The following is a 23,471-nucleotide window of genomic DNA, read 5'->3' as shown; positions in this document are numbered from 1 at the left end:
CCAAAACTTATTAAGATGAATGACAAGTATAAGGAGGCTAATCGGATGAAAAGTATAGGCGTGTTGACTAGTGGTGGAGATGCTCCTGGTATGAATGCAGCAATAAGGGCTGTTGTTAGGTCGGGAATTTATTATGGTTGTAAAGTCTATGGAATCAACAGAGGTTATAATGGACTTTTGGAGGAAGATTTTGAGGAGCTTAATTTATCTTCTGTTGGGGATATAATTCACAGAGGCGGGACAATCTTAAAATCTTCTAGAAGTGAAGAGTTTAAAACTAATCAAGGTAGAATTAAAGCTGTTAAAATCTTACAAAAACATAATATTGACTGCCTTATTGTAATTGGTGGAGATGGTTCATTTATAGGGGCAAGTAAATTAAGTGAATTAGGTATATCTACAATAGGTATACCAGCAACTATAGATAATGATCTTGCGTATACGGATTACACAATTGGTTTTGACACTGCCATGAACACTGTTGTAGATGCGATAAGTAAGATAAGAGACACATCATCTTCTCATGAGAGAGTAAATATAGTCGAAGTTATGGGTAGACATTGTGGCGATATAGCTCTTTTCGCAGGGCTTGCAGGTGGTGCAGAGACAATTGTAGTTCCAGAAGAGCCTATAAATATTGATGATATCGCATTCAGACTTAAGACTACTCAAAAAAGAGGTAAGAGACACAGTATTATTGTACTAGCAGAAGGGGCGGATAGTGCAGGAAATCTCAAACAAAAGATAGAAGACGCGTCTGGACTTGAACTAAGAGTTACTATTTTAGGCCATGTACAAAGAGGTGGAAGTCCTACTGTATTTGACAGAATTCTTGCAAGTAAAATGGGAGTAAGAGCGGTAGAATTACTTCTAGATGGAATTAGCAATAGAGTTGTTGGAATTAAAGATAACGACATAGTGGATTTAGGAATATTAGATGCACTATCTAAAGAGAAAAAATTTGATAGAGATGTCTACGAAATGGCGAAGATACTTTCTATTTAATAGATGTTGTAGCATTTACAAAATACATTATAGACGTGGCAAGGAGGGATTTAGATGTTAGAAAAGAAAAATAAAACCAAAATAGTGTGTACATTAGGTCCATCTTCACAAAGTGAAGAAATACTGACTAAACTCATGGAAGAGGGATTAAATGTATGTAGATTTAACTTTTCACATGGTAACCATGAAGAGCAAAAAGAGAGAATAGACATAGCAAAAAAAGTTAGTTCCAAACTGAATAAACCTGTTGCAATGCTTTTAGATACCAAAGGTCCAGAAATAAGAACAGGAAATTTTAAAGATCCGGAAGTGCTTTTAGAAGATGGACAAGACTTTACAATTACAATGGAAGAAGTAATTGGTGACAAAAGTATATGTACAGTAAGCTACAAAAATCTTGTTAATGATGTTAAAGCTGGCGATGTTATATTAATTGATGACGGTTTAGTTGGACTTAGAGTAAAGAATATTGATGGAAAAAAAATTAACTGTGTAGTTGAAAACTCAGGTGTGGTTAAAAATCACAAAGGAGTTAATGTACCAGGAGTTAAGATAAACCTACCAGCTCTTACAGAGAAGGATGTCGAAGATATAAAATTTGGAATAAGCGAAGGAATTGACTATATTGCGGCATCATTTGTTAGAAAAGCATCAGACGTACTTGAGATTAGAGAATTACTGGAGAACAATAATGCTACAGATATCCAAATAATTTCAAAAATAGAAAATCAAGAGGGTGTTGAAAATCTAGATGAAATACTAAAGGTTTCAGATGGACTTATGGTTGCAAGAGGAGATCTTGGTGTCGAAATACCTACAGAAGAAATGCCAATAGTTCAAAAAATGATGATAAAAAAATGTAATGAGCTTGCGAAGCCAGTAATAACTGCAACTCAAATGCTGGATTCTATGATTAGGAACCCAAGACCTACTAGAGCTGAGGTTACTGATGTAGCAAATGCTATTTACGATGGAACAGATGCTATTATGTTGTCAGGTGAAACTGCTGCCGGTAAATACCCTGTTGAAGCTGTTAAAATGATGGCTACAATAGCTAAAAGGACTGAAGAAACATTAGAATATGTCAAGTCACTTAAGACTAGTGAATTCGCCGAGATAAGTGTTACTGATGCAATAAGTCATGCGACTTGTTCAACTGCAGTTGATTTAAATGCATCTTCTATAATTACGGCTACAGCTTCTGGCCATACAGCTAGAATGGTTTCTAAATTTAGACCTAAGGCTCCAATTATAGCTACAACTAGCGATGATAAAGTCATGAGAAAACTAGCTTTAACTTGGGGAGTATACCCGGTTAAATGTCCTCAAGGAAAAGATACTGATGAGGTTATAGAACTTGCAATTGACAGTGCAAGAGGTGCTGGATATATATATGATGGCCAACTTGTTGTAGTAACTGCAGGTGTCCCAGTTGGAGTAAGCGGTACTACAAATTTAATTAAAGTTCATGTTATTAGTGAAGAAATTGTAAAAGGCATGGGTGTAGGAACTCAAACTGTAGAAGGCAGAGTTTGTTTAATGAATGCCAAAGGAGAGGCAGAGGATTTCAAAGATGGTGATATTTTGGTAGCTCCTGTGATAAATACAGATATGAACTCTTATTTGGAGAGATCAAGTGCTATAGTAACTGAAGAAGGTGGAATGACTTCACATGCCGCTATTTTTGGGCTATCTATGGACATACCGGTAATATTAAATGCTACTGGGATACTAGAAAAAGTTAAAACAGGTGAAACTATTACTGTTGATGCATCTAGAGGAGTAGTATATAGAGGGTCATCTAGAGTTCTATAAATTAGTTTATAAAATGATATGTTTAACTATAACCGCCCAAATAAGACTTATACATTAAATAATTTCTCTATTTTAAATAATTATAGGTTTTAGACCTTTAATAGTACGACAATATTTGTTAAAATAAAGTATTGTGGTTTAATAAGAAGAATCAATTCACCTAAATCAAACTAAGATAAATGGTTTGGCTTAGGTGAAAATTGTACGGAGGAAGAAATATGCTTTTAGAAAACGAGGAGTATGTCGTTGATATAGTCGACATAGGTCAAGGCGGAGTAGGAGTAGGAAAATATAATGGATTTACCGTCTTTGTCGAGGGTGGACTAATTCAAGATAAAATAAAGGTAAAAATAAAAAAATCTAAAAAAAATTACGCTGTAGGAGATATAGTAAATATTATAGAAAAATCTCCATTTAGAGTAACGAGAGAGTGCAGTGAAGATTTAAGACAATGTGGAGGATGCCAGATTCAAGAGTTAGATTATAGCAAGCAACTTGAATTAAAGGCTAACGAAGTAAAACAGGCTGTAGAGAGAATTGGAAAATTAGAGGATATAAATATAAAGAGTACTCTTGGTATGAAAAAACCTTATAGATACAGAAATAAAGCCCAATTTCCTATACAGAATATAGACGGTTTACCAGCTGTAGGATTTTATAAGAAGAAGAGTCATAATATAGTGGCGACTGACAAGTGTGTTATTCAGCATGAAGTAAACGATAAAATTGTTAAAATTATTAAGACATATATTAGAGCATACAAAATTAGTTTATACAATGAAAAGACTCATAAAGGTCTTATAAGACATTTAGTGACGAAGGTTGGATTTTCTACAAATGAAGTAATGATAATACTTGTAATAAACGGTCGTGAATTGCCTTACTTAAATGAGCTTTGTTCAATACTTAGAGAGAATATACCAGGGTTTAAAACATTGGTCCTAAATGTAAACAAAAAGGATACAAATGTAGTACTCGGAAAAGAAAATATAGTAATCTATGGAGACGGAAAAATAAGTGATACTATAGGTGAATTGGAGTTTAAAATATCACCGCTATCTTTTTATCAAGTGAATCCTGTACAGACGGAAGTATTATACAGCAAAGCGCTTGAGTACGCTAATCTAAAAAAAGATGATATTGTATACGATATTTACTGTGGGATAGGAACTATATCACTATTTTTAGCAAAACATGCAAAAAAAGTATATGGAATTGAAATAGTTGAAGAAGCTATAAGAGACGCAAAAATCAATGCTGAGCTTAATAATATATTCAATACAGAGTTTTATGCAGGTAAAGCTGAGGAAGTAGTACCGAGGTTGTATAAAGAGGGAAAAGTTGCAAATGTTGTAGTAGTTGATCCTCCTAGAAAAGGTTGTGATCAAGTGGTATTAGATACAATAATATCTATGAAGCCTGAAAAAGTTGTTTACGTCTCTTGTAATCCTGCCACTCTTGCTAGAGATCTTGGATACCTTGAAGAACATGGGTTTAAATGTGAAGAGATACAACCAGTTGATATGTTTCCACACTCAACTCATGTGGAAAGTGTAGCTAAACTCGTGATAGTATAGCTTGGGTTCAGAATTTAAATACATTAAAAATATATGATTTGCCAACATATTGCCAACGTGAAATATTTCTCGTTGGCAAATTATTTTATAATTGAAATTTTATTAACTGCATTCTCGAAAATATCTACAACTGTTCAGCCATTTTTGTAGTAGCGTGTGTATATGTTCCTAAAGTAGTTTCGATATTATTGTGTCCAAGTCTTGCTTGAACATCTTTAATATTAGCACCGTTTTCAATAAGAGTAGTAGCGTGAGTATGCCTTAAGCTATGAAAATTAAAAATTATACCCAGACTATAATGTATAACTCTAGATGCGTACTTGAAAATTAATGTAACGTAAAAAGGTAGCTAAATTGCTACCCTATTTTTTTATTTTTATACTATACTATATCTAAGTTAACAGATTATTTAAGTAGAAAGTAATTTAGACAGCAAGTCAACGTGATTTAGTTCTTCAGATATTATATTTGAAATCAAATATCTATCAGAAGGATATTGTAATCCATTCATAATGCTTCTATATTTTTGGACAGATTCTAAAGTTTCTACAAGAATGTTTCGCAATCCTCCTATAAGATTTTCAGGTGGCTGAAAAATTCCTTCATATAATGGTGCGTGAGTGCCTGTAAGTCGATAATACATATTATACAGTATGTTTGCGTGATCTAACTCTTCATCTTTAATAAATTCTAAAATCGCTAATAATTCTTTTGTCTGAGCTGGAGAAAGAGTAGGTATAGGAGAAAGTTCATCTATTTTAATTTGATCAATCAACCACTGATAAAACTGTAAGTGTCTTTCTTTTAATATTATAGATTCCACTAGCATATCTATTGTATTCTGAAAAGAATTCGGATCTGGGTATAGACCTTCATACATATTAAACCTCCTAGACGTTTTACTATAGATATATGATATAATTGAATTTTGTATACTTTCCGTTATCATTAATTGCTTAAAATCACATATCATTGACCATACTAATCTAAGAGGTGATTAGATGGATATATTCGATGAAAAAGGATTAGAGAAGCATCCTAATAATGTGACTAAGTTTGTAGGGAATGACTTTAATGATACATATAGAAAAGTAGTAGAGTGGTTAAAAAATAGTAAATTGATGTAGATGTTGTGAAAGTATGAAACAATACAAACCATCTTAAGATTAGTTTTAAGGAGTAGCAAAATTTTTGCTACTCTTAATTTTTGTGATTCTTGTCAGCCATATTATATAACATATAATTAAGTTATTATAATTGTATAGGTATAGGTAAGTTTAAATTTTGCTCAATTTGAATTTGGATTATTTTTATATACACATAATTAAACAAAGTTCCATAATTTAACTCGTCAGATATTATACTGAAAAGTGCATCTCTATAGTAGAAATTTGGTAATCCGAACATTATTAATTCTAATTGTTTTACATATTCTGTACTTCTCACAATGGAATAGTCTATAGCAATAAATAAATCCCTAGGTGGAACGAAATAATAACCTTGATCAATTTGTGCATAAGTACCTGTCAGTTGATAATAAATTTCTTTCAACAAATTGATATTTTTAATGATATTAGTTTCTATTGATTCAAAAATTTCTATAATTTCATTAACCTTTTGGGCATTAGGTAAGGGAAGTGTTTGTAATTGTGAAATAGGTAATTTATCATTTATCCAATCTACTATAAGTAAATCTTTCTCCATATAATTTATTGTTTCTGATATTAAATTTATTGAGTTTTGTAATTGGATGGGATTTGGGTAAATATTTTGATACATAATATACCTCCAAAGTGTTTTACTATAGGTATATGTTTTAAAGTTTGGGTACATACATTGAAAAGAGGCTTAAAATAACCATACATTGACCATACTAAAATCAGGAGGTTGATAGTATGGATATATTCGATGAAAAAGGAATCAAACCAATGTTAATAGCAGAAATGCAAGAGGCTTTTGACTCAGAGGGTTATATATTTGAATTAAAATTAGATGGAATTAGATGCATAGCATATTTAGATAAAGATAGTACGGATTTGATAAATAAAAGGGATTTTAAGTTGATACCAAGATTTCCAGAACTAGAATATCTACATAAGTATGTAAATGAAAAGTGTATACTTGATGGAAAACTAATCGCTATGAACAATGGAGTACCAGACTTTTACGAATTACAAAGAAGAACTTTATTAAGTGATCCTTTTAAAATGCAATTATCTGCCAAGAAATATCCAGTATCTTTTATTGCATACGATATTATTTATTATAAAGATGAATTAGTAACAGATTTACCACTAATAGAACGTAAGAAGTTATTAGAGAAGACTGTTAAAGAAATGGATAGATTTGCAATATCTAGATATATAGAAGGAAAGGGAAAAGCCTTATAACAAGTTGCAGTAAATCAAAAGCTAGAAGGTATAGTCGCTAAAGACAAACAAAGTAAATACTGGTTTGGTAAAAAGAGTAGAGACTGGATTAAGATTAAATACATGAAAGATGAAGACTTTGTTGTATGTGGTTATATATTAAAAGAAAACAACATGACTAGTTTAGTAATTGCGCAATATAATGAAGAAAACGAATTGATATATAAAGGACATGTTACATTAGGTGTTAGTCTTAGAAAACTTAATCAATATAAATATAAAAAAGTTAGTGAACCACCAATTAAGTACGTACCTACTGGATCTAATAACGAAGATGCTGTCTGGCTAGAGCCTACCTTAGTATGTACAGTGGAGTATATGCCTAATGATAATGAAGTTTAAGGCAACCAGTATTAAAGGGTATTAGAGAAGATAAATTACCGAATGAATGCAGACAGTAAACAAGGGTAGCTTAATTGCTACCCTATTTTTATTTACTCTATATTTGCGAATTGATTAATTAAAGAATTATATAAATTTATATGATGTAATTCGTCAGAAATTATATTAGTCATTGTATCTCTATCAACTCATGTAGAGTGTGTTGTAAAGATAGAGAAGAAATAGATTTTCTTGATTCACTCTTAGTTGACTTTTTCGACGTATAATAGTATAATTATAAAAAATTGAAATCTGAGGTGAAAAAATGATTAATTTTTCTTGCTAATTTTTAAAGTACATTTAATACAAAGATAAACAGGTGCATTCTGTTTGTTTTGTTGTACTTATGCAAGAAAGTTATTCTTTTTTCTCTTAATATATACACTTGTGTTATGCTATTGATTAGCTTAACTATGTATATCTATGAGCTGTAAGAATATTTAATTCTTGCGGCTCTTACTTTTTTATAAATAATTCGAATAAGGAGGATAAATAATATTATGATAAATAAAGACACTTCGCTAACACATGATAATCTCCATATAGAGTCGGATACTGAAGGCTATACTTATATGGAGTAATAACAAGGTAGCCTATTGTTCCGACTTTGTTATTTATACTATTAAATACAGAGGAGGACAAAAATATGTCTTTAATAAATGTTACAAACCTAACCTTTGCTTATGAAGGAAGCTATGATAATATTTTTGAAAATATTTGTTTTCAAATCGATACCGATTGGAAATTAGGATTTACTGGAAGAAACGGAAGAGGAAAGACAACTTTTCTAAATCTTTTGCTTGGGAAGTACGAATATAATGGAATCATTTCAGCTGATGTGACTTTTGAATATTTTCCTTATGAGGTGCAGGAACAAAGCAATTTCACTATAGATGTAATAAAGGAGATTAGTCCAAATTCAATGGATTGGGAAATAGTAAAAGAATTATCTCTGTTAGATATGGACTGCGATGCTTTATATAGACAGTTTTATACACTATCTAAAGGAGAGCAGACCAAAGCATTGTTGGCTGCTATGTTTTTGAAGGAGAACTCCTTCTTACTTATTGATGAGCCTACCAATCATTTGGATACTGAAGCTAGGCAAAAACTAAGTAATTACTTGAAAAAAAAGAAAGGATTTATTCTTATTTCACATGATAGGTCTTTTTTGGATAACTGTGTTGACCATATCTTGTCTATTAATAAAACTAATATTGAAATACAAAAAGGTAATTTTTCTTCATGGTGGAGAAACAAAGAATTACAAGATGGTTTTGAGCTAGCAGAAAACGAAAAACTGAAAAAAGATATTAGCAGACTTTCTAGCTCGGCAAAACGTTCATCTACGTGGTCAGATAGTGTTGAAAGCAGCAAGCATGGAACTACTAATTCTGGTAGCAAATTAGATAAAGGATATGTTGGACATAAAGCTGCAAAAATGATGAAGCGTGCTAAAAATATAGAAGCTAGACAAAAAAACATGATTGAGAAAAAATCAAAGCTTCTTAAAAATATTGAATCTAATGAAAGCTTAAAAATAGTACCGCTTACTTTCCATGATAAAAAGCTTGTAGAACTTATAGATGTTGCAATTAAATATGATGATAGAATTGTCTGTGAAGGTGTAAACTTCACTATAGAGCAAGGTGAAAAAATTGCTATTCAAGGAAAGAATGGCAGCGGAAAATCAAGTATATTGAAATTAATTTCTGGAGAAGACATCCCCCATAGTGGAATTGTAGGAAAGAATAATAAGTTAATCATTTCGTATGTTTCACAAGATACTTCAGATTTATATGGTAACTTATCTGAGTATGCAGATGAACAATGTATTGACGAGAGTTTATTTAAATCGATGCTTAGAAAACTTGATTTTTCAAGAGAACAGTTCGAAAAGAATATAGAGGATTTTAGTGGAGGACAGAAGAAAAAGGTATTGCTTGCTGCAAGTTTGTGTGAACGGGCACATTTATATATTTGGGATGAACCATTGAATTTTATTGATGTCATCTCTCGTATGCAGATTGAGAATTTGTTAATTGAACATAAGCCTACAATTTTGTTTGTTGAGCATGATAGTGCATTTTGTGAAAATGTTGCAACAAAAATAATAAAATTATAAAGGTATAAATAGCAGTTAATATGTTTAATAGGATAATAAAAAAGAGTTAGATAAAAGGATTCTAACTCTTTTTATATCACGTTGGCAATGCCTACAGTTTGCCAACCATGAGGATGTAATAATAAAATTTGGTAAGTTATGTTAAATAATGATAAGTAACATTGTTTCTTTCAAAAATACATTCCAGATAAATATTAAATAACGTAAAATAATAGTAAATAATAATAAATAAAGCATACTCAACTTTCAACTCATGTGGAAAGTGTTGCTAAACTTGTGATAGTATAGCTTGGTTTCACCTGTTTTGTAGTGATGAAAAATGTAAATGTGTGCCATATTGTGAGCCTAAAAACAAAAATGGCACACTAACATAATAAGAAGAGCAGGCGGGGGAATCCGTGTAGATGTCAAAACAGGTTCGAATCCTGTATGAGTTAACAACAATTGTATTTTAGTTAAATACAACTCCTCTTGAGACTTAGATTAATTTCTAGGTCTTTTTTTGTCGCCAAACACAATTCTATTATTAATTCTGTTATTATAGTATTAGATTAGAAATTATTATCTATGTAAAAGGTGGTGGCTAACATGGAAGATATAGAAAATAAAAAAATATTTCTAACGAAACTGTTAAAGTTTAGATCTCTTGTTTTAAAAATATTTGGCATCATTTTATTAGTTACATCGATTACAGGTATACAAAGTTATGATAGATATGTGCCTACATGGTTATATATATCATTAGGGATATCATTAGCGGTTTTATTAATTTTATATATAATTACTTATAGATTAAAAGGCAATATAGAGAGCGAAAAGATGTAGATCTATTGACTATATATTAGTAGCATTAAAGTATTAGATTAATTTCTTTGTCTTTTTTGTTATAATTAATTATGGTTATATTAGTTTAATATCATGCATTCGGAGTTTATGGATATTATTATATTCGGTCTCTTCTTGGGATAGCCAGCTATTTTAATATTTATAAATATCTTTTGTATCTATAAAAAAATAGATTGGAAAATACCAATAATTATAATGCTGATAATTTATAATTATTTCTCATAAACTGAAGTTGGAATGTTACAACCGATCTAACAGTTATATATTTTGTAGTTCATGTAACAGGATATTTTATAGGTAAAAAGAATGCTAAATAGAAAATATAACAGACAAGGACTCTAGAAATAGAGTTCTTTTTTAATGTAACAAAAGGAGATGATAATGAAAGACAAGCTAGGTAATGGAAGAATTGAATAAAAACTAGATAAATTTATAGATAAAATGGAGGAGTAGCAAATAAGCTACCCTTTTAAATAAAACATATAATTGAAATTAATTTAACAAATATTTTTTCTATTAGATCAGTACAATTCCTATTATCCCGTATAATAGTTCGCTTATAATGTACCATATTATTCTAAATGGATATATCAGAACATTTAAAGTAGCACTCCAGCCGCCGTCAAAAAATTGAAATGTAGCTAATAAATAAAGTAATCCGAAACATGCTCCGGCACATAATATCCCGACTACAAATAGTATGCATAGAAAATCAATAATTCTAGCCATTTCATATCCTCCTTTATTTCTATTAGCTTTAATATAACATAAATTAATATCTTATTCATTAAACTTGAATAAGAGTTTGAATAAGATTAATAAATCATGCGTTTATATCGATTCTTCATTGCCAATACTATTCCTAAGAGGAGATTATATGGATATATTCGATGAAAAAGGAATAAACCAATGTTAATAGCAGAAATGCAAGAAGCGTTTGACTACATGGCAAAAGGCAACCTGTATTAAAAGGAATAAGGGAGGATAAACTATAAAAAGATTGCGTAGAGAAATAAATATGTATTAAATATGATTAAAAATGGAGGATTAAAAAATGAAAGAGATAAACTTAGATAAAATATCAAGCAAACTGGAAGACATGGCAAGTAAAGGACATAAAAAAGTAGGAATACTTAGAGATGCAGAATATGGGTTGGAAATTGCAGATATAGCAACCTGTTATAATAATGCCATCGAAGTAGACAAAATAGGGACACTTAATCTGGGTACCTATAATACAAAAAAGGGTATACAAGATGAGTTGACTGTGCTTATAAAAAACTATCTGAAAGATTAAAAAGAATAAGAGCAGATAAAAACTGCTCTTTTTTATTATCTTTGATTATGGATAAAATTGTAAATATTTTCCCTATTTTACTGATATAATAAAAATTAATACATTAACCATCTTACCATTATCATTAGTACAAACCTTATTATAATGTAAATAAGTTTGTAGGGAATGATTTTAAGGAAACATATAGAAAAGTGGTCGAGTGGTTGGAAAATAGTGTAAAAGTAAGTAAAAGGGTAGCTAATTGCTACCCTTAAAATTTTAGTCTCTGCAACATCTGCAACATCTTGAACAGCAACCACATCTGTTGCATATACGTCTTCTTGAGAATCTTCTTCTACAGCGAGAACATCTTATACATGAGATGAAAAATCTTTCCATAAATACACACCTTCCTATTAAATTAATAGAAGTATAAAAATACTCCTAAAGTATAGTATTCAAATTACATTATTTCCGTTAATTTTACATTATACGTAACATTTTACTAAAACTATCCATAGATTGTATAAATTAATTTTTGTAATTTTCTTGTTGTAAAGTGTCATAATCTAGAACAATTTTATACATAAGATCATATTATAGTATTGTGAGATATAAATAGGTCTCACAACAAATTCTAAAAGGGGATGGATATTTTATGTGTAATAATTGGGATAGAGATAGAGACAGAGATAGAGACCGTTGCGATAGAGATAGAGATAGAGATAGAGACAGAGATAGAGACCGTTGCGATAGAGACAGAGACCGCTGCGATAGAGATAGAAGAAGAAGATGTCGTTGTTGCCACAGATGTAATAATGATTGGCATTGGTGTATAAGATGTTGTGGTAGACATAGAAATTGGTGGGACGATAGAGACGACCGTTGTGATAGAGACGACCGTTGCGATAGAGACAGAGATAGAGACAGAGATAGAGATAGAGATAGAGACAGAGATAGAGACAGAGATAGAGATAGAGATAGAGACAGAAGATGTGAATGTCACTGTCACTGTCACTGCCGCCGTAACGATTAGTGATAGCGATATATTTTTGAATAAAAGATAATAATAGTAAATAGTAAAAGAGTAGCTTGATGCTACTCTTTTACTACTTATCTGGGCTTTATATTATATTATAATTGAAAAATTAACGTAATTTTAACCAGCTTATATATAACAACTGTTATAATTCTTATTAGAATAGATAAAAACATATATTAAGTGTTTTCAAAAGTTTAGACCTAAAAAAGCATCCGTTCCCCAAGCGGATGTTTTTATTTTTAAAATTAATGGAATTATATAACTTTGAGAATAATTCCATTAATTAAAGCATCTACAAATGGTAGGTGCTTTTTTATTGTAAATAAAGAATAGACTAATCTTTTCCTTATATATATTTTCAAAACCGGAGGTATTTATGGAAGATTTTGTTGTACAATTCGTGAACATTGGTGTAGTAGGGATTATAGTACATACTATTTAAAAATACGTTAGATGAAAAGAAGGAAGATAGGGCAATATATATACATAGTGTTGAGACATTTACGGAAACATCAAAACAGTTTTCTGAAAGTATACATGCTCTTAGTCTGGGAATCGAAAATCTAAAGGAAGGAAATAAATGTATTGGAAGAAAGTTAGATACATTTATCGGTATTAAGGAGGAAGATAATTAATGAAAACAGCAATTACGGTAGGTCATAGTATATTAAAAAATGGTTTGTGTACAAGTGCTGATGGACTATTCAATGAATACCAATACTGTAAAATATTAGCACATATCTTAGCAGATATTTTAATAAAAGAAGGATATGAAGTAGATGTAATTATATGTCCTGAAAGAGAATTTACGAGTAAAAATCAAGAAAAAGATTATAAATTAAGTAGGATAAACCGAAAGAAATATGATCTTGTAATAGAATTACATCTTAATAGCTACAATGGTATAGCTAAAGGCACTGAGGTGCTTTATTTCAACAACACGGGCAAGATGTATGCTCAAAGAGTAGTAAATAGATTAGGAACTGTATTTACAAGTAGAGGGGTAAAAGACAGACCAGATTTGTACATGCTTAACTCTACAGATAGTCCAGCTATAATGATAGAAACTTTCTTTTGTGACAGTAAAGATGACTATGAAATAGCCACAAAATTTGGTTATGGAGAAGTTGCTAAATTAATAGCAGAAGGTATTTTAAATAAGTCTATAGAGAGTGAATGTAATAAAGAAACTAAACCTCAGATATTTGAAAATGCTATAATATATAGTGGAGGTAAAGACAAAGCAATCGCTATAATAATGAAAGAATTTCTCCCTAATGCAACTATAGTAGATATAGCAGACTATAAGAGTTACATGTGTAGAAAAGCTTACGCTATAGGTGGCGAAGCTGGCAAAGGATTAGAAAAGTTTCCTGACAATGTAACTGAGTTCGTGGGTAAAGACTTTAAAGAGACTTATAGAAAAGTAGTTGAGTGGTTGGAAATGAGAAAACTAATGTAATGTAAATAGGGTAGTCTAATTAGCTACCCATATTTTACAATAAAATAGTAATTTCTAATAATTTGGTACCACAATGTTAACTTGAAGCAGATATTTTTATATGTTATAATAAGTTTGAAAGAGTAATGATAAGAAAGATTTAGGGAGGGAAGTTGATGTCCGCATTTGTTTTTAACTAAATCAACTAAATAGTTGTATCTTAAAAAGTTTTTGAACCTATACAATCTAGGTTTATTTATTGATAACTTTTTAAGGATAAGTTAGAAACATGGATATCATTAAACCGTAACCGTATAACAATAAAATAATTAATATTTATTAAGATTATTTTATATCTATATGAAATATTATATACTCTATATTATAAATGTTTTAAATTCTTATTTTAATATGTTTTTTAACATATTATTTTTGAATTTCAATATAGGGTACTATTTTGCATATAAATTAAATGGTAAAGGTTATAGTGACTTTATGTTACTATGGCCTTTTTTGTTTTTGTCCATGTTTCTTTTTTTACTTTTAAATATTTTCATAGATAAAAATCAGTATTTTAGTTTTTAAGAAACTAAACAATAAAAATAATATCTATAAACATGGAAGGATAATAGACGATGCTTAATTATATAGAAAAAATAAATAAGAATATAAATATAGAAGAGGGCAAGAAAGCCATAGAGAATATATTAATAACAATATACCTTAAAGAAGGAATTTCTACTAAAGAATTAGCAAGAAAGAATCTCCTACCTATTCCTATTGTTGCCGCTACAAAAAAAGAATTTATTAATAATGGGTTAGTTATTCAAGATAGGGGAACAAGACTTACAGATAAGGGGAGACATTTTGTAGAAGAAGGATTAGGGTTTAAGAAGATAAATAAAGATTTATATATGAGATTATTAATGGAACCTTGGGATGAACATATAGAAGTTACCGAAATAAAAGAGAAACTTCAGGAGGTCTTTAACAATCGTCCACAGGTAGATGTAACTATAGATCAATCGAAATCCAGTATAGATACATCTTTAAAAAGGGCTATATTGTGTCTAGAAAATCATAACTTAGCAGGAAAGAGAATTTTGTGTTTGGGAGACGATGATTTAGTAAGCATAGCTTTAGGGTTTTTACTAAAAAAACTTTTTGATAATAATATTCATCATAATACATTGATTACAGTAATGGATATTGATAAAAGGATTTTAGACTATATAAACAATATAGCTATAAAAGAATCTCTTCCAATTAAATGTGAGTACGTAGATTTTAGGAATCCATTAGACAATGATTTTAAAAATCAATTTGATTGTTTTTTTACAGATCCACCTTATACTATTGAAGGAATGAATCTATTTATTTCAAGAGGAATAGATGCCTTAAAAGACGATAGCGGGCTTAATATTTATTTTTCATATGCTCACAATTCACAAGAATTTCAATTATCTATGCAAAAATATTTTTTAAGCATGGGACTTACAATTTCAGAGGTAAAACCTAGGTTTAACATCTATGAAGGAGCTAGCATAATTGGAAATACAGGACAAATGGTTATTCTTAAAACTACCAATATAACTAAAGCATTAATAAAAGCCCCTTATAAAGGAGCTATGTATACAGGAGAAATTAAGGAAACAGTACGCTCTTACAGATGTAGACAATGTGGTCAAATAATAAAGGTAGGGCGTTCTGAAAAATTTATTAATATAGAAATATTAAAGTCAAAAGGATGTTACAAATGCAATAGTCAAATATTTGATTTAATTCAAAGAAAAAAAATGAACTAGTTAAAGGTAATAAACAATTGAAAAGGAGCAGAAATCATGATGAAACTAAAACAATTGGGAAAACATCTTTTAATTGAGTACTATGAATGCGATAGTAAAATATTAAAAAATACATCGCTAATTGAAAAATATATGATAGAATCTGCTAAAGTGGCTCAAGCTACAATAGTGGAAAGCGTATTTCATACATTTAGTCCCTGGGGTGTTAGTGGGGTTATCGTTATTGAAGAATCACATTTAGCAATTCATACTTGGCCTGAATATGGATATGCTGCTGTAGATTTATTTACTTGTGGGAACACAATAAAACCTTTTACCGCCTTTAAGTTTTTAGAAGAAAAATTAAAGGCGGAAAGGTATGACCTAACAGAGATATCTAGGGGTATAACAGATCGTTTTACTAAGCAACAAGCGTTGTAAATATCGAGATTTAATTTAAACGAGGATAAAAATTATACTTAAAAAATCTGTAGGTTTAGTATATTGAGGCCTACAGATTTTTATTGATTAAATTTTGCAACATAAAAACAAATAGTTATTTCATTTTTCTATTGCACTATTATGTTTGCTTTTTTATTAATAGAAATGTATGTATAAGTCGCTTAGTTTTACAGTACTAAGAGGAGAAAAAGACGATAAACTGCTTTCTGAGTATAGGAAAGGGTAGCTAATTTTGCTACCCTTTTTTTTATTTCAAATAATATCTAGTTTTACCTTGTGTTTTATTTTTGTACTCAATGGCTTCATTAGGACAACAAGAAATACATGCCATACAATGGGTACAATTACTTGACCAATAAGGCCTATTGTTATTCAGCTCAATATTATTAAGAGGACATAACTTTACGCACTTTCCACAACCAGTACAGCGTTTAGTAGTATGAAAGCCGTTCGCATTCACAAATAATTTATAGAAAAGTACATTTACAATTCCGCTCTTTATTTTTCCCTTAAATCCACTTGGAGCAATTTTGATAAAATTATGTTCATTACGTATATCTGAAGCAATTTGATGTATCAGAGGATTAGCTCTTTGAATTATTTGTTTTGCGGTATTTTCATCAGATGAAGGAAATAAAGCTATATAATTATCAGGCATTATAACCTCTGCTATACCTTTCAAATCCCAGTTTTTATCTTCGCATAACTGTTTAATATAGCTTATTGAGTTCGATGTATCAGCTCCACATATCATTATGAAATATACCTTGTTACTTCCAGAGTAAGTCATTGTTGTGATAAACTCAGTCACAACATGGGGAAGTCTCCATGCATATGTTGGGCATACGAATACAAATGGACGATCTTTTGACACCAGTTGCTTTTTAATTTTTTGTTTCATAAGATGATTTATTGAAACTATTTCATCATTTATTTCTTTTGCAATATTTTGAGCTACATACCTACTATTACCTGTACCGGTAAAATATAAAATCATAATTATCTCTCCTAAAAATCTATTTACAATATAATGAACATATGTTGACTTATGCTCATGTGTTCATTATACTTTTAGTTATTAATTCATACAATCGGCAATTACCTATTAAGTGTTCAATATTGCACACTTAACTGAAAAGTGTATTGTTTAGGAGGAATATATGAAAGATAGACGATCAATTAAAACAAAAAAAGCTATCCGTGAAGCATTCTTATCCCTTATGAAGGAAAAGAAACTTAACCGCATAACAGTGTCTGAAATATCAAGAAAAGCTGATCTTGGTAGAGGCACATTTTACTTACACTATAATGATGTTTATGATCTGTACGATCATATAGAAGATGAATTGTATTGTGAACTTGGACGATTATTTGATGCGTCCTATCCGAGTTGTAATCCAACAAACCTTTTAACATTTACAATAAATATTACAGAATATTTTCAAAATAATCAAGATATTTTTTTACTTCTTATTCAGTCAGATTCAAATGGAAAAAACCTTAATAAACTTAAGAATTTTTTTAATAATAAAGTATTACAAGAGGGATTATGTAAAAATATATCTGAATTTGATGAAGTTGAATCTATATTTATTGTTTCTGGAGTTGTGGGTGTATTAGTAGAGTGGTTGAATGATGGATTAATCGTACCACAAAATCAAATTTCATCTATACTCTATAAAATTTTGCTTAAATTTTAAAATCTAATAAATTTTATTAAAAAGGGAATTCTTTTAATCCATTTCTATTTACATTAAAATATAAACGCCAACTTCTACATTTTTTATAGAACTTGGCGTCTTTTTATTTTATTAAGATTATATATTACACCTCTTATATAGTGTGATCATTTTCTTCTTTTATTTCTATAGCAGTTTCAAAAAAATTGGCTAAAACAAAACATAAAAATCCAATTGCTAAAGAAACAAAAGAAATTATAACTGATGACACGACAGTTAGTCCATACATGTATAAATCAAAAAAGTAATATAATGATATTTGTACAATATTAAATAATAAAATTTCACTAAATGCGCAAAATGATATTTGTTTTAAATATCTAGGTATTTCTCTTGAAAATATTTGTCCCATTGATATTATTTTGCATAAGTTTTTTAAATAAAACAATGCAATAACATAAGGTGTTGCGCATATATATATTCCGATTGATATATTCATTGGCATGTTACTTCCTAATATCCCTAAACCAGATTTAAAATAAGCTGTTAATATTAATGGTGTAGCTAAAAGAGTAATTATAGTTAAAATAATTCCTATCAAAACAATTTTATCTAATATTTTTATACTTGAGTCTTTTTTCATAACGTTTCCTCAACTTTCTTTGAAGTTATAAATATATATTTTAATATTAAATTTTTTAATTAATATTACTATTTTCCATATTGTATCCACCTTCTTTGATTATTATAAATACATTTTATCATGTTACTCAACAAAAAACAATATTAATTTATTGTATATCAATAATTTTATATTATGATACAATATTTAAATGTATATACTATAATAAGTACCATTATTATAATCGAAAATAAAATGTATGGTGTTTGGCTTATACTTAGATGTTATTAATAGGAAATATTATTATAATGCATAAAGTTATATATGGAAAATATAAAGGTGGGAACTACTTTAATAGGAAGATTCTAAATATAGCTAAGCTATAGAGTTATATTTTTCAATTTTTTATTATATACATTAATATTATACTAATTTATTTTTTATAAACATTAAACAATTTATCATATAATATAATTCGTATTTTATTAATGTATTAATTAAAAAAGGAATGATATAATGAATAAAAATATAAATCATAGTCTCAAGAGGCAAACCAGTGTTTTATATGATCTTAATATTACATTTTCACCTGAATTTTTTAACGAGTATACAGCAGCTGGATATCAATATGAATTCCTTAGACTAGGTGATAATTATGGCGTATTACGTTTAAATAGCAGAAACTTCGTAAGAGGTCTCGAAGATATACTAAGTATGAGATCAGTTTCAAATGTTAAGAAAACAGTAAGGATGGCTCCATTGTCTAAAGTATCTGAAGATATAACAAATGGTATTGTTTCAACTGAAGACATAGGTGTAAATTATTTTAAGAATAACCCTAACATTTCAATAACGGGAAGAGGAGTAATAATTGCAGTTGCTGATAGCGGGATAGACTATTTACACCAAGACTTTATATATCCAGATGGAACATCAAAAATACTCTATTTATGGGATCAAACAAAGGATGGTAATCCTCCTGAGGGATTTTACATTGGAACAGAATATACGAGAGAAGATATTAATAAAGCTATTCAAGAAAACGATGCAAGTCTATCACAAGATGAGATTGGACGAGGAACAATGATAAGTGGAATATGCGCGGGTATGGGAAATATCAATGCAGAGTATGCTGGTATTGCAGAAGATGCAGAACTTATTATTGTAAAATTAGCTACTATAGATGGTTTTTATAATGATGCAATGTTACATGTTTCATCAGAATACGCATATAAAAAGGCAGCTCAGTTGAGAAGACCTATAGTTATAAATTTATCTTTTGGAAGTAATAATCTATTAGGCCTTACAAATATCGATACTACAAGATATTATGATAGGGGATACTGCGAAGTTGTAGGAGCGGGAGATGAAGGTGATACACAGACACATACATCTGGTAGAATTAATTTTAAGGGTGAAGAGGCAAATGTAGAATTTGAGCTTAGTGAAGATGAGGAAGAATTAACTATAGATCTATGGGTAGAAAGTCCAGATCAAATGGATGTTAGAGTATATTCGCCTTCAGGAGAATATACGAGAAATATAGGTGCTTATTCAAGTTATTTAGAAGTTAGCGGTTTATTTGATTTAGAAGGTACCGAATACACTCTAATTTCAACATATCCGACTGCTCTATCAGGTCAACAGTATACTCAAATATATTTAAAAAATGTTAAACGTGGAGTTTGGAGTATTAGACTTACAGGTATAAGTATAATTAATGGAAGATATAACTTATATCTTCCGAATAGAGTATTTATAAAAAGTGGAACTAGATTTAGAAATCCGCAACCGGATTATACGATCAATTATCCGGGAATAAGGGAAGAAATTATTACTATAGGAGCATATAATTCTCTAAATAGAAGTTTGTGGAATGGTTCGTCAAGAGGCCCAACAATACAAAATTGGTTAAAGCCCGATATAATAGCTCCTGGGGTAAGTATAATAGCTCCATTCCCAAATAATAGATATGGAACTATCACAGGGACAGGAGCTGCAGCAGCTCACGTGTCTGGCGGTGCGGCAATGTACTTTCAATACACTCTTGTCGATGGATTTTATCCTAAACAAGCATATTTGTCAAATTTAAAAACATTTTTAAAATTAGGCGCTAATCAAAATCAGAATATACAGTACCCAAATAATAGTTATGGTTACGGAGTATTAGATATCAGAAAAATGTTTGATGTTTTTAGATAGGAGGGAAATATGGAGAAGTCTTTTTATATAGTTTATCAGGATGATATTGCTTCTGCTTTTTTTGCGTTAGGTCTAAATAATTTTATTATATTAAATGAAAGATTGGCTGTTTTATATACACCAGAAGATTTTAATTATAAAATATTAAACAATATATATGAAGTATCTTGGTATGGCGAATCTATTCCGATGAGTTCAATGATAGAAATGTCAGAATATAACTCTTCAGGAGATAGTGCAAGGGAAGTTTCAGGAGTAGATTATATATATAATAATGTCTACAATGATATTACGGGTGATGGTGTTTTAATTGCAATTATTGATTCAGGGGTTGACTACCTACATCCAGATCTGATTAGAAATAATGGAACCAGTAAGATAATAAATCTTTGGGATCAAGAAGGTAGTATAAATCCACCTCCTGAGGGATATTTATTTGGTAGCGAGTTTACTAGCGATGAAATAAATGCAGCTATAGCAAGAAATGATGCAAGTTTAAGTAGAGATGATGTAGGCACTGGCACAATGGCAGCTGGGATAGTTGTAGGAGAAGGCAGGTTGGATTCCAATAATAAAGGTATATCTGAAGGAGCCGACTTAATCGTAGTTAAATTAAGGACATATCCCGGAAAATATTATGTTGAAAAGGAAAACTACACTGCATCAGACTTTTTAGCAGCTGTTTCTTATTCTATAGATATTGCAATTAAAGAACAAAAATCTTTAATAATTAATTTAACAATTGCAGCAAGATCATCATACGGTCTTAATACCCTTCTTAATACATTTAATGAACTTCAATACCCAGGAGTAGTTGTTGTTACAGGAGCTGGGAATCAAAAAAATACTTATATGCATTATGCAGGTAAATTTATTGATGAATTTGATTTGAATGATATTATTATAAAATTCGGAGATGGTGAAAATTTAGATATTTACTTAGAAGGTGCTGATTTGGATAGGGTTAATGCGACTATTATTTCACCATCTGGAGAAGTTAGTTATACGGCACACTATGCACCTGATTATTACGAATACACTGGAATTTTTAATTTAGAAAATACAAGATATGTAGTTAGATACTTTTATCCGTGGATATCAACTGGATCTGAGCTTCTTGAAATAAATTTAAGAAACATGAAGCCGGGGGCATGGACTCTTAGGGTAAGACCAGATGTATATGTGAATGGAGAATACCATGTTTACCTTCCTAATCAAAATCTTCTAGATAATGGTGATGGATTTATCGATTCAGATTCATTTTCTACCATAACTCTTTATGTGTATAAAGACAATTACTGTTGGAGCTTATGATAACAGGTACGATGGAACATGGGTTGGGTCATCAAAAGGCCCAACAAAAATTATTGGAATAAAGCCTGATATTGTAGCACCAGGAGTAAATATTATTTCGACTTATGGAAATGATAGTTACAGTTTAGGAACGGGAACAGGTGTTAGTAGTTCAGTTGTTTCTGGAATGTTGGCATTGATTATAGAATATATAAAAAAACAGAGTAGTATGCCTAAAATGTTACTGTATCCAGAAGCTTTAGCTTCATACTTAAAGTTGGGAGCAACACGAAAAGATGAACTCTATGACTATCCAAATAGCTCGCAAGGTTATGGATTAGTTGATTTTAGAAGGACGATTCAAAAAATCTCAGATAATTTATAATCATTTAAAAATCAAACCTCTCATAAATTTTTTTAATGAGAGGTTTTTTACTAATTATAAAATAATATTAACCTATATTTAGTAGATTATTAAATTTTAGTGATGAGTATTTTCGTTTACATTGTTGCTCATATTCTTCTCCCAAGCTATAATAACTAGATCTTTACCAGTCTCATCTTTAATTAATTGTTCAGCTTTTTTTATAGCATTTTCCTCTGGATGTCTTAGTTTAGCTATTTCGTATAAGTTATTTTGCATAATAAACCTCCTTAAAATATGTCGTATAATTATTATTAATTTATTGATCATTATATATATCAAGAAAAATATAACAATTCTAATCTAATTCTCATCTTTTTCTAATAATCTTCTAAAATAATTTTACTAAACTTAATATTATGTAGGAATTCAACCAGTTAAGTTCACTAAAATTTTAGATAATATAGTGTTAAATTTTCCTTATCACTATATAGATTGGAGGATTAATGAAAAGAATATTAGGATTGTTTTTATTAGGAATTGTTTTTATAACAGGATGTCAAAAAATTGAAAAAGATTTTCATAGTACAACAAGCAATAATAAAGCTGATTCAGTAGTGATTAAAGATAATAGACAATCTGATGCTGAATCTAATATAACAATTAAAAAATCAAAAAATGAAAGTATTAATAATGTTAGAGATATAACATTAGATCAGGCAAAAAAAATAGCTCAAAAAAAAGTCGATGGTAAGATTTTAGTTGCATATGAATCATATGACGATGAGATACGCTATTATGAAATTGAAGTCTTAGATGGAGATAAAAAATATGATTTTGAAATTAGCACAGAAGGCAATATAATTCAAATGGATAAAGAAACATATATCTCAGTAGATAAATCGATCAGTATAGATGAAGCTAAACAAAAGTTATTAGATTATGTTGGTGGTGGGACGATTGTTAGTAGTGAGTTAGCAGATGGGAATGGCTATTATGAGATCAAACTTATAAAAGCTAATAAAGAGTATGACGCAAAGGTTAATGCAATTTCAGGTGAAATTCTTCAGTTCAGTGTAGAAGATTAGGAATAAAACTTAGAATAAAAATATAAATTATAGTAAAATA

24 protein-coding genes and 1 pseudogene are annotated in these 23,471 nt (G+C 29.8%); 18 read left to right on the top strand and 7 right to left on the bottom strand.

Going from position 1 to position 23,471, the window contains the following annotated elements; all coding sequences use genetic code 11:
• The first annotated feature begins 45 nt into the window (after positions 1-45).
• The 3 genes from pfkA to rlmD all read left to right on the top strand — a co-directional run bounded on the left by pfkA (position 46) and on the right by rlmD (position 4,397).
• A complete protein-coding gene (gene pfkA, locus KQI18_RS05205) occupies positions 46-1,005 on the top strand; it encodes a 6-phosphofructokinase (protein WP_216466609.1) in 960 nt (319 codons plus the stop codon).
• A gap of 54 nt (positions 1,006-1,059) precedes the next feature.
• Positions 1,060-2,820: a pyruvate kinase gene (gene pyk, locus KQI18_RS05200; protein ID WP_216466608.1), complete on the top strand. Its 1,761-nt coding sequence runs from the start codon at positions 1,060-1,062 to the stop codon at positions 2,818-2,820.
• Positions 2,821-3,038: 218 nt separating this feature from the next.
• Positions 3,039-4,397 carry a 23S rRNA (uracil(1939)-C(5))-methyltransferase RlmD gene (rlmD, locus tag KQI18_RS05195; protein WP_216466607.1) on the top strand — a complete coding sequence of 453 codons (1,359 nt, stop codon included), beginning with the start codon at positions 3,039-3,041 and terminating at the stop codon, positions 4,395-4,397.
• 124 nt (positions 4,398-4,521) lie between these two features.
• On the opposite strand, the gene KQI18_RS05190 is transcribed toward rlmD, so the two are convergent.
• Both KQI18_RS05190 and KQI18_RS05185 read right to left on the bottom strand, forming a co-directional pair.
• Positions 4,522-4,689, bottom strand: a complete 168-nt coding sequence (locus KQI18_RS05190; protein WP_420372064.1) for a tyrosine-type recombinase/integrase — start codon at positions 4,687-4,689, stop codon at positions 4,522-4,524.
• Between the two features lie 117 nt (positions 4,690-4,806).
• Complete coding sequence (locus KQI18_RS05185) at positions 4,807-5,277, bottom strand: ferritin-like domain-containing protein (RefSeq protein WP_216466606.1); 471 nt, start codon at positions 5,275-5,277, stop codon at positions 4,807-4,809.
• Between the two features lie 121 nt (positions 5,278-5,398).
• On the opposite strand from KQI18_RS05185, the gene KQI18_RS14290 reads away from it, so the two are divergent.
• Positions 5,399-5,524: a hypothetical protein gene (locus KQI18_RS14290; protein ID WP_272876211.1), complete on the top strand. Its 126-nt coding sequence runs from the start codon at positions 5,399-5,401 to the stop codon at positions 5,522-5,524.
• 124 nt (positions 5,525-5,648) lie between these two features.
• Here the strand turns inward: KQI18_RS14290 and KQI18_RS05180 are convergent, their stop codons facing one another.
• The gene (locus KQI18_RS05180; protein ID WP_216466605.1) at positions 5,649-6,176 is read right to left on the bottom strand and encodes a hypothetical protein; all 528 of its coding nucleotides are present in this window, start codon (positions 6,174-6,176) and stop codon (positions 5,649-5,651) included.
• Between the two features lie 116 nt (positions 6,177-6,292).
• Between KQI18_RS05180 and KQI18_RS14155 the strand changes: the two are divergent.
• The 4 genes and pseudogenes from KQI18_RS14155 to KQI18_RS05165 all read left to right on the top strand — a co-directional run.
• Positions 6,293-6,874: pseudogene (locus tag KQI18_RS14155) on the top strand (hypothetical protein); the annotation flags it as partial.
• A gap of 15 nt (positions 6,875-6,889) precedes the next feature.
• Positions 6,890-7,168, top strand: a complete 279-nt coding sequence (locus tag KQI18_RS14150; protein ID WP_236887647.1) for a hypothetical protein — start codon at positions 6,890-6,892, stop codon at positions 7,166-7,168.
• Positions 7,169-7,853: 685 nt separating this feature from the next.
• Entirely contained in the window at positions 7,854-9,332 is a 1,479-nt protein-coding gene (locus tag KQI18_RS05170) for an Lsa family ABC-F type ribosomal protection protein (RefSeq protein WP_216466655.1), read from the top strand.
• Between the two features lie 588 nt (positions 9,333-9,920).
• On the top strand, positions 9,921-10,157 hold the full coding sequence (locus tag KQI18_RS05165; RefSeq protein WP_216466604.1) for a hypothetical protein: 237 nt from the start codon (positions 9,921-9,923) through the stop codon (positions 10,155-10,157).
• A 537-nt stretch (positions 10,158-10,694) separates the two neighbouring features.
• Here KQI18_RS05165 and KQI18_RS05160 read toward each other — a convergent pair.
• Positions 10,695-10,907, bottom strand: a complete 213-nt coding sequence (locus KQI18_RS05160; RefSeq protein WP_216466603.1) for a hypothetical protein — start codon at positions 10,905-10,907, stop codon at positions 10,695-10,697.
• A 325-nt stretch (positions 10,908-11,232) separates the two neighbouring features.
• On the opposite strand from KQI18_RS05160, the gene KQI18_RS05155 reads away from it, so the two are divergent.
• From KQI18_RS05155 to speD, 5 genes are all read left to right on the top strand, one after another.
• Positions 11,233-11,475, top strand: a complete 243-nt coding sequence (locus tag KQI18_RS05155; protein ID WP_216466602.1) for a hypothetical protein — start codon at positions 11,233-11,235, stop codon at positions 11,473-11,475.
• 637 nt (positions 11,476-12,112) lie between these two features.
• Positions 12,113-12,490: a hypothetical protein gene (locus tag KQI18_RS05150; RefSeq protein ID WP_216466601.1), complete on the top strand. Its 378-nt coding sequence runs from the start codon at positions 12,113-12,115 to the stop codon at positions 12,488-12,490.
• Positions 12,491-13,130: 640 nt separating this feature from the next.
• Positions 13,131-13,958 (top strand): N-acetylmuramoyl-L-alanine amidase, encoded by an 828-nt coding sequence (locus tag KQI18_RS05145; protein ID WP_216466600.1) that lies wholly within the window; start codon positions 13,131-13,133, stop codon positions 13,956-13,958.
• 614 nt (positions 13,959-14,572) lie between these two features.
• On the top strand, positions 14,573-15,742 hold the full coding sequence (locus KQI18_RS05140) for a bis-aminopropyl spermidine synthase family protein (protein WP_216466599.1): 1,170 nt from the start codon (positions 14,573-14,575) through the stop codon (positions 15,740-15,742).
• A gap of 36 nt (positions 15,743-15,778) precedes the next feature.
• Positions 15,779-16,162, top strand: a complete 384-nt coding sequence (speD, locus tag KQI18_RS05135) for an adenosylmethionine decarboxylase (RefSeq protein WP_330648089.1) — start codon at positions 15,779-15,781, stop codon at positions 16,160-16,162.
• Positions 16,163-16,430: 268 nt separating this feature from the next.
• Here the strand turns inward: speD and KQI18_RS05130 are convergent, their stop codons facing one another.
• Complete coding sequence (locus tag KQI18_RS05130; RefSeq protein WP_216466598.1) at positions 16,431-17,180, bottom strand: EFR1 family ferrodoxin; 750 nt, start codon at positions 17,178-17,180, stop codon at positions 16,431-16,433.
• A 163-nt stretch (positions 17,181-17,343) separates the two neighbouring features.
• Here KQI18_RS05130 and KQI18_RS05125 point away from each other — a divergent pair, with 163 nt between their 5' ends.
• The gene (locus tag KQI18_RS05125; RefSeq protein ID WP_216466597.1) at positions 17,344-17,883 is read left to right on the top strand and encodes a TetR/AcrR family transcriptional regulator; all 540 of its coding nucleotides are present in this window, start codon (positions 17,344-17,346) and stop codon (positions 17,881-17,883) included.
• A gap of 133 nt (positions 17,884-18,016) precedes the next feature.
• Here the strand turns inward: KQI18_RS05125 and KQI18_RS05120 are convergent, their stop codons facing one another.
• Positions 18,017-18,505 carry a DUF2975 domain-containing protein gene (locus KQI18_RS05120; RefSeq protein WP_216466596.1) on the bottom strand — a complete coding sequence of 163 codons (489 nt, stop codon included), beginning with the start codon at positions 18,503-18,505 and terminating at the stop codon, positions 18,017-18,019.
• Positions 18,506-19,000: 495 nt separating this feature from the next.
• On the opposite strand from KQI18_RS05120, the gene KQI18_RS05115 reads away from it, so the two are divergent.
• Genes KQI18_RS05115 through KQI18_RS14145 form a run of 3 tightly spaced genes read left to right on the top strand, consistent with a single transcriptional unit; the run spans position 19,001 to position 22,364 of the window.
• Positions 19,001-20,686: a S8 family peptidase gene (locus KQI18_RS05115; protein WP_216466595.1), complete on the top strand. Its 1,686-nt coding sequence runs from the start codon at positions 19,001-19,003 to the stop codon at positions 20,684-20,686.
• Between the two features lie 9 nt (positions 20,687-20,695).
• On the top strand, positions 20,696-22,000 hold the full coding sequence (locus tag KQI18_RS05110; RefSeq protein ID WP_236887646.1) for a S8 family serine peptidase: 1,305 nt from the start codon (positions 20,696-20,698) through the stop codon (positions 21,998-22,000).
• A complete protein-coding gene (locus KQI18_RS14145) occupies positions 21,966-22,364 on the top strand; it encodes a S8 family serine peptidase (protein ID WP_236887645.1) in 399 nt (132 codons plus the stop codon). The genes KQI18_RS05110 and KQI18_RS14145 overlap by 35 nt, the downstream gene beginning before the upstream one ends.
• 96 nt (positions 22,365-22,460) lie before the next feature.
• On the opposite strand, the gene KQI18_RS05105 is transcribed toward KQI18_RS14145, so the two are convergent.
• Entirely contained in the window at positions 22,461-22,622 is a 162-nt protein-coding gene (locus tag KQI18_RS05105; protein WP_216466594.1) for a hypothetical protein, read from the bottom strand.
• Positions 22,623-22,849: 227 nt separating this feature from the next.
• Between KQI18_RS05105 and KQI18_RS05100 the strand changes: the two genes are divergently transcribed.
• A complete protein-coding gene (locus tag KQI18_RS05100; RefSeq protein WP_216466593.1) occupies positions 22,850-23,431 on the top strand; it encodes a PepSY domain-containing protein in 582 nt (193 codons plus the stop codon).
• Positions 23,432-23,471 lie beyond the last annotated feature (40 nt).

Origin of the sequence: Metaclostridioides mangenotii, from assembly GCF_018917235.1 — a bacterium.
In the GTDB taxonomy this organism is placed as follows: Bacteria; Bacillota; Clostridia; order Peptostreptococcales; family Peptostreptococcaceae; genus Metaclostridioides.
Note: the sequence above shows the minus strand (reverse complement) of the source record. Positions and strands in the feature narration are given on the sequence as shown.

Coding starts and splice junctions, on each gene's coding strand:
- KQI18_RS14150 (WP_236887647.1), top strand. CDS start 6,890: ATGAAAGATGAAGACTTTGTTGTATGTGGTTATATATTAAAAGAAAAC.
- KQI18_RS05155 (WP_216466602.1), top strand. CDS start 11,233: ATGAAAGAGATAAACTTAGATAAAATATCAAGCAAACTGGAAGACATG.
- KQI18_RS14290 (WP_272876211.1), top strand. CDS start 5,399: ATGGATATATTCGATGAAAAAGGATTAGAGAAGCATCCTAATAATGTG.
- KQI18_RS05125 (WP_216466597.1), top strand. CDS start 17,344: ATGAAAGATAGACGATCAATTAAAACAAAAAAAGCTATCCGTGAAGCA.
- KQI18_RS05100 (WP_216466593.1), top strand. CDS start 22,850: ATGAAAAGAATATTAGGATTGTTTTTATTAGGAATTGTTTTTATAACA.
- KQI18_RS05130 (WP_216466598.1), bottom strand. CDS start 17,180: ATGATTTTATATTTTACCGGTACAGGTAATAGTAGGTATGTAGCTCAA.
- pfkA (WP_216466609.1), top strand. CDS start 46: ATGAAAAGTATAGGCGTGTTGACTAGTGGTGGAGATGCTCCTGGTATG.
- KQI18_RS05115 (WP_216466595.1), top strand. CDS start 19,001: ATGAATAAAAATATAAATCATAGTCTCAAGAGGCAAACCAGTGTTTTA.
- KQI18_RS05105 (WP_216466594.1), bottom strand. CDS start 22,622: ATGCAAAATAACTTATACGAAATAGCTAAACTAAGACATCCAGAGGAA.
- KQI18_RS14145 (WP_236887645.1), top strand. CDS start 21,966: ATGTGTATAAAGACAATTACTGTTGGAGCTTATGATAACAGGTACGAT.
- rlmD (WP_216466607.1), top strand. CDS start 3,039: ATGCTTTTAGAAAACGAGGAGTATGTCGTTGATATAGTCGACATAGGT.
- KQI18_RS05160 (WP_216466603.1), bottom strand. CDS start 10,907: ATGGCTAGAATTATTGATTTTCTATGCATACTATTTGTAGTCGGGATA.
- KQI18_RS05145 (WP_216466600.1), top strand. CDS start 13,131: ATGAAAACAGCAATTACGGTAGGTCATAGTATATTAAAAAATGGTTTG.
- speD (WP_330648089.1), top strand. CDS start 15,779: ATGATGAAACTAAAACAATTGGGAAAACATCTTTTAATTGAGTACTAT.
- KQI18_RS05120 (WP_216466596.1), bottom strand. CDS start 18,505: ATGAAAAAAGACTCAAGTATAAAAATATTAGATAAAATTGTTTTGATA.
- pyk (WP_216466608.1), top strand. CDS start 1,060: ATGTTAGAAAAGAAAAATAAAACCAAAATAGTGTGTACATTAGGTCCA.
- KQI18_RS05150 (WP_216466601.1), top strand. CDS start 12,113: ATGTGTAATAATTGGGATAGAGATAGAGACAGAGATAGAGACCGTTGC.
- KQI18_RS05110 (WP_236887646.1), top strand. CDS start 20,696: ATGGAGAAGTCTTTTTATATAGTTTATCAGGATGATATTGCTTCTGCT.
- KQI18_RS05180 (WP_216466605.1), bottom strand. CDS start 6,176: ATGTATCAAAATATTTACCCAAATCCCATCCAATTACAAAACTCAATA.
- KQI18_RS05140 (WP_216466599.1), top strand. CDS start 14,573: ATGCTTAATTATATAGAAAAAATAAATAAGAATATAAATATAGAAGAG.
- KQI18_RS05165 (WP_216466604.1), top strand. CDS start 9,921: ATGGAAGATATAGAAAATAAAAAAATATTTCTAACGAAACTGTTAAAG.
- KQI18_RS05185 (WP_216466606.1), bottom strand. CDS start 5,277: ATGTATGAAGGTCTATACCCAGATCCGAATTCTTTTCAGAATACAATA.
- KQI18_RS05170 (WP_216466655.1), top strand. CDS start 7,854: ATGTCTTTAATAAATGTTACAAACCTAACCTTTGCTTATGAAGGAAGC.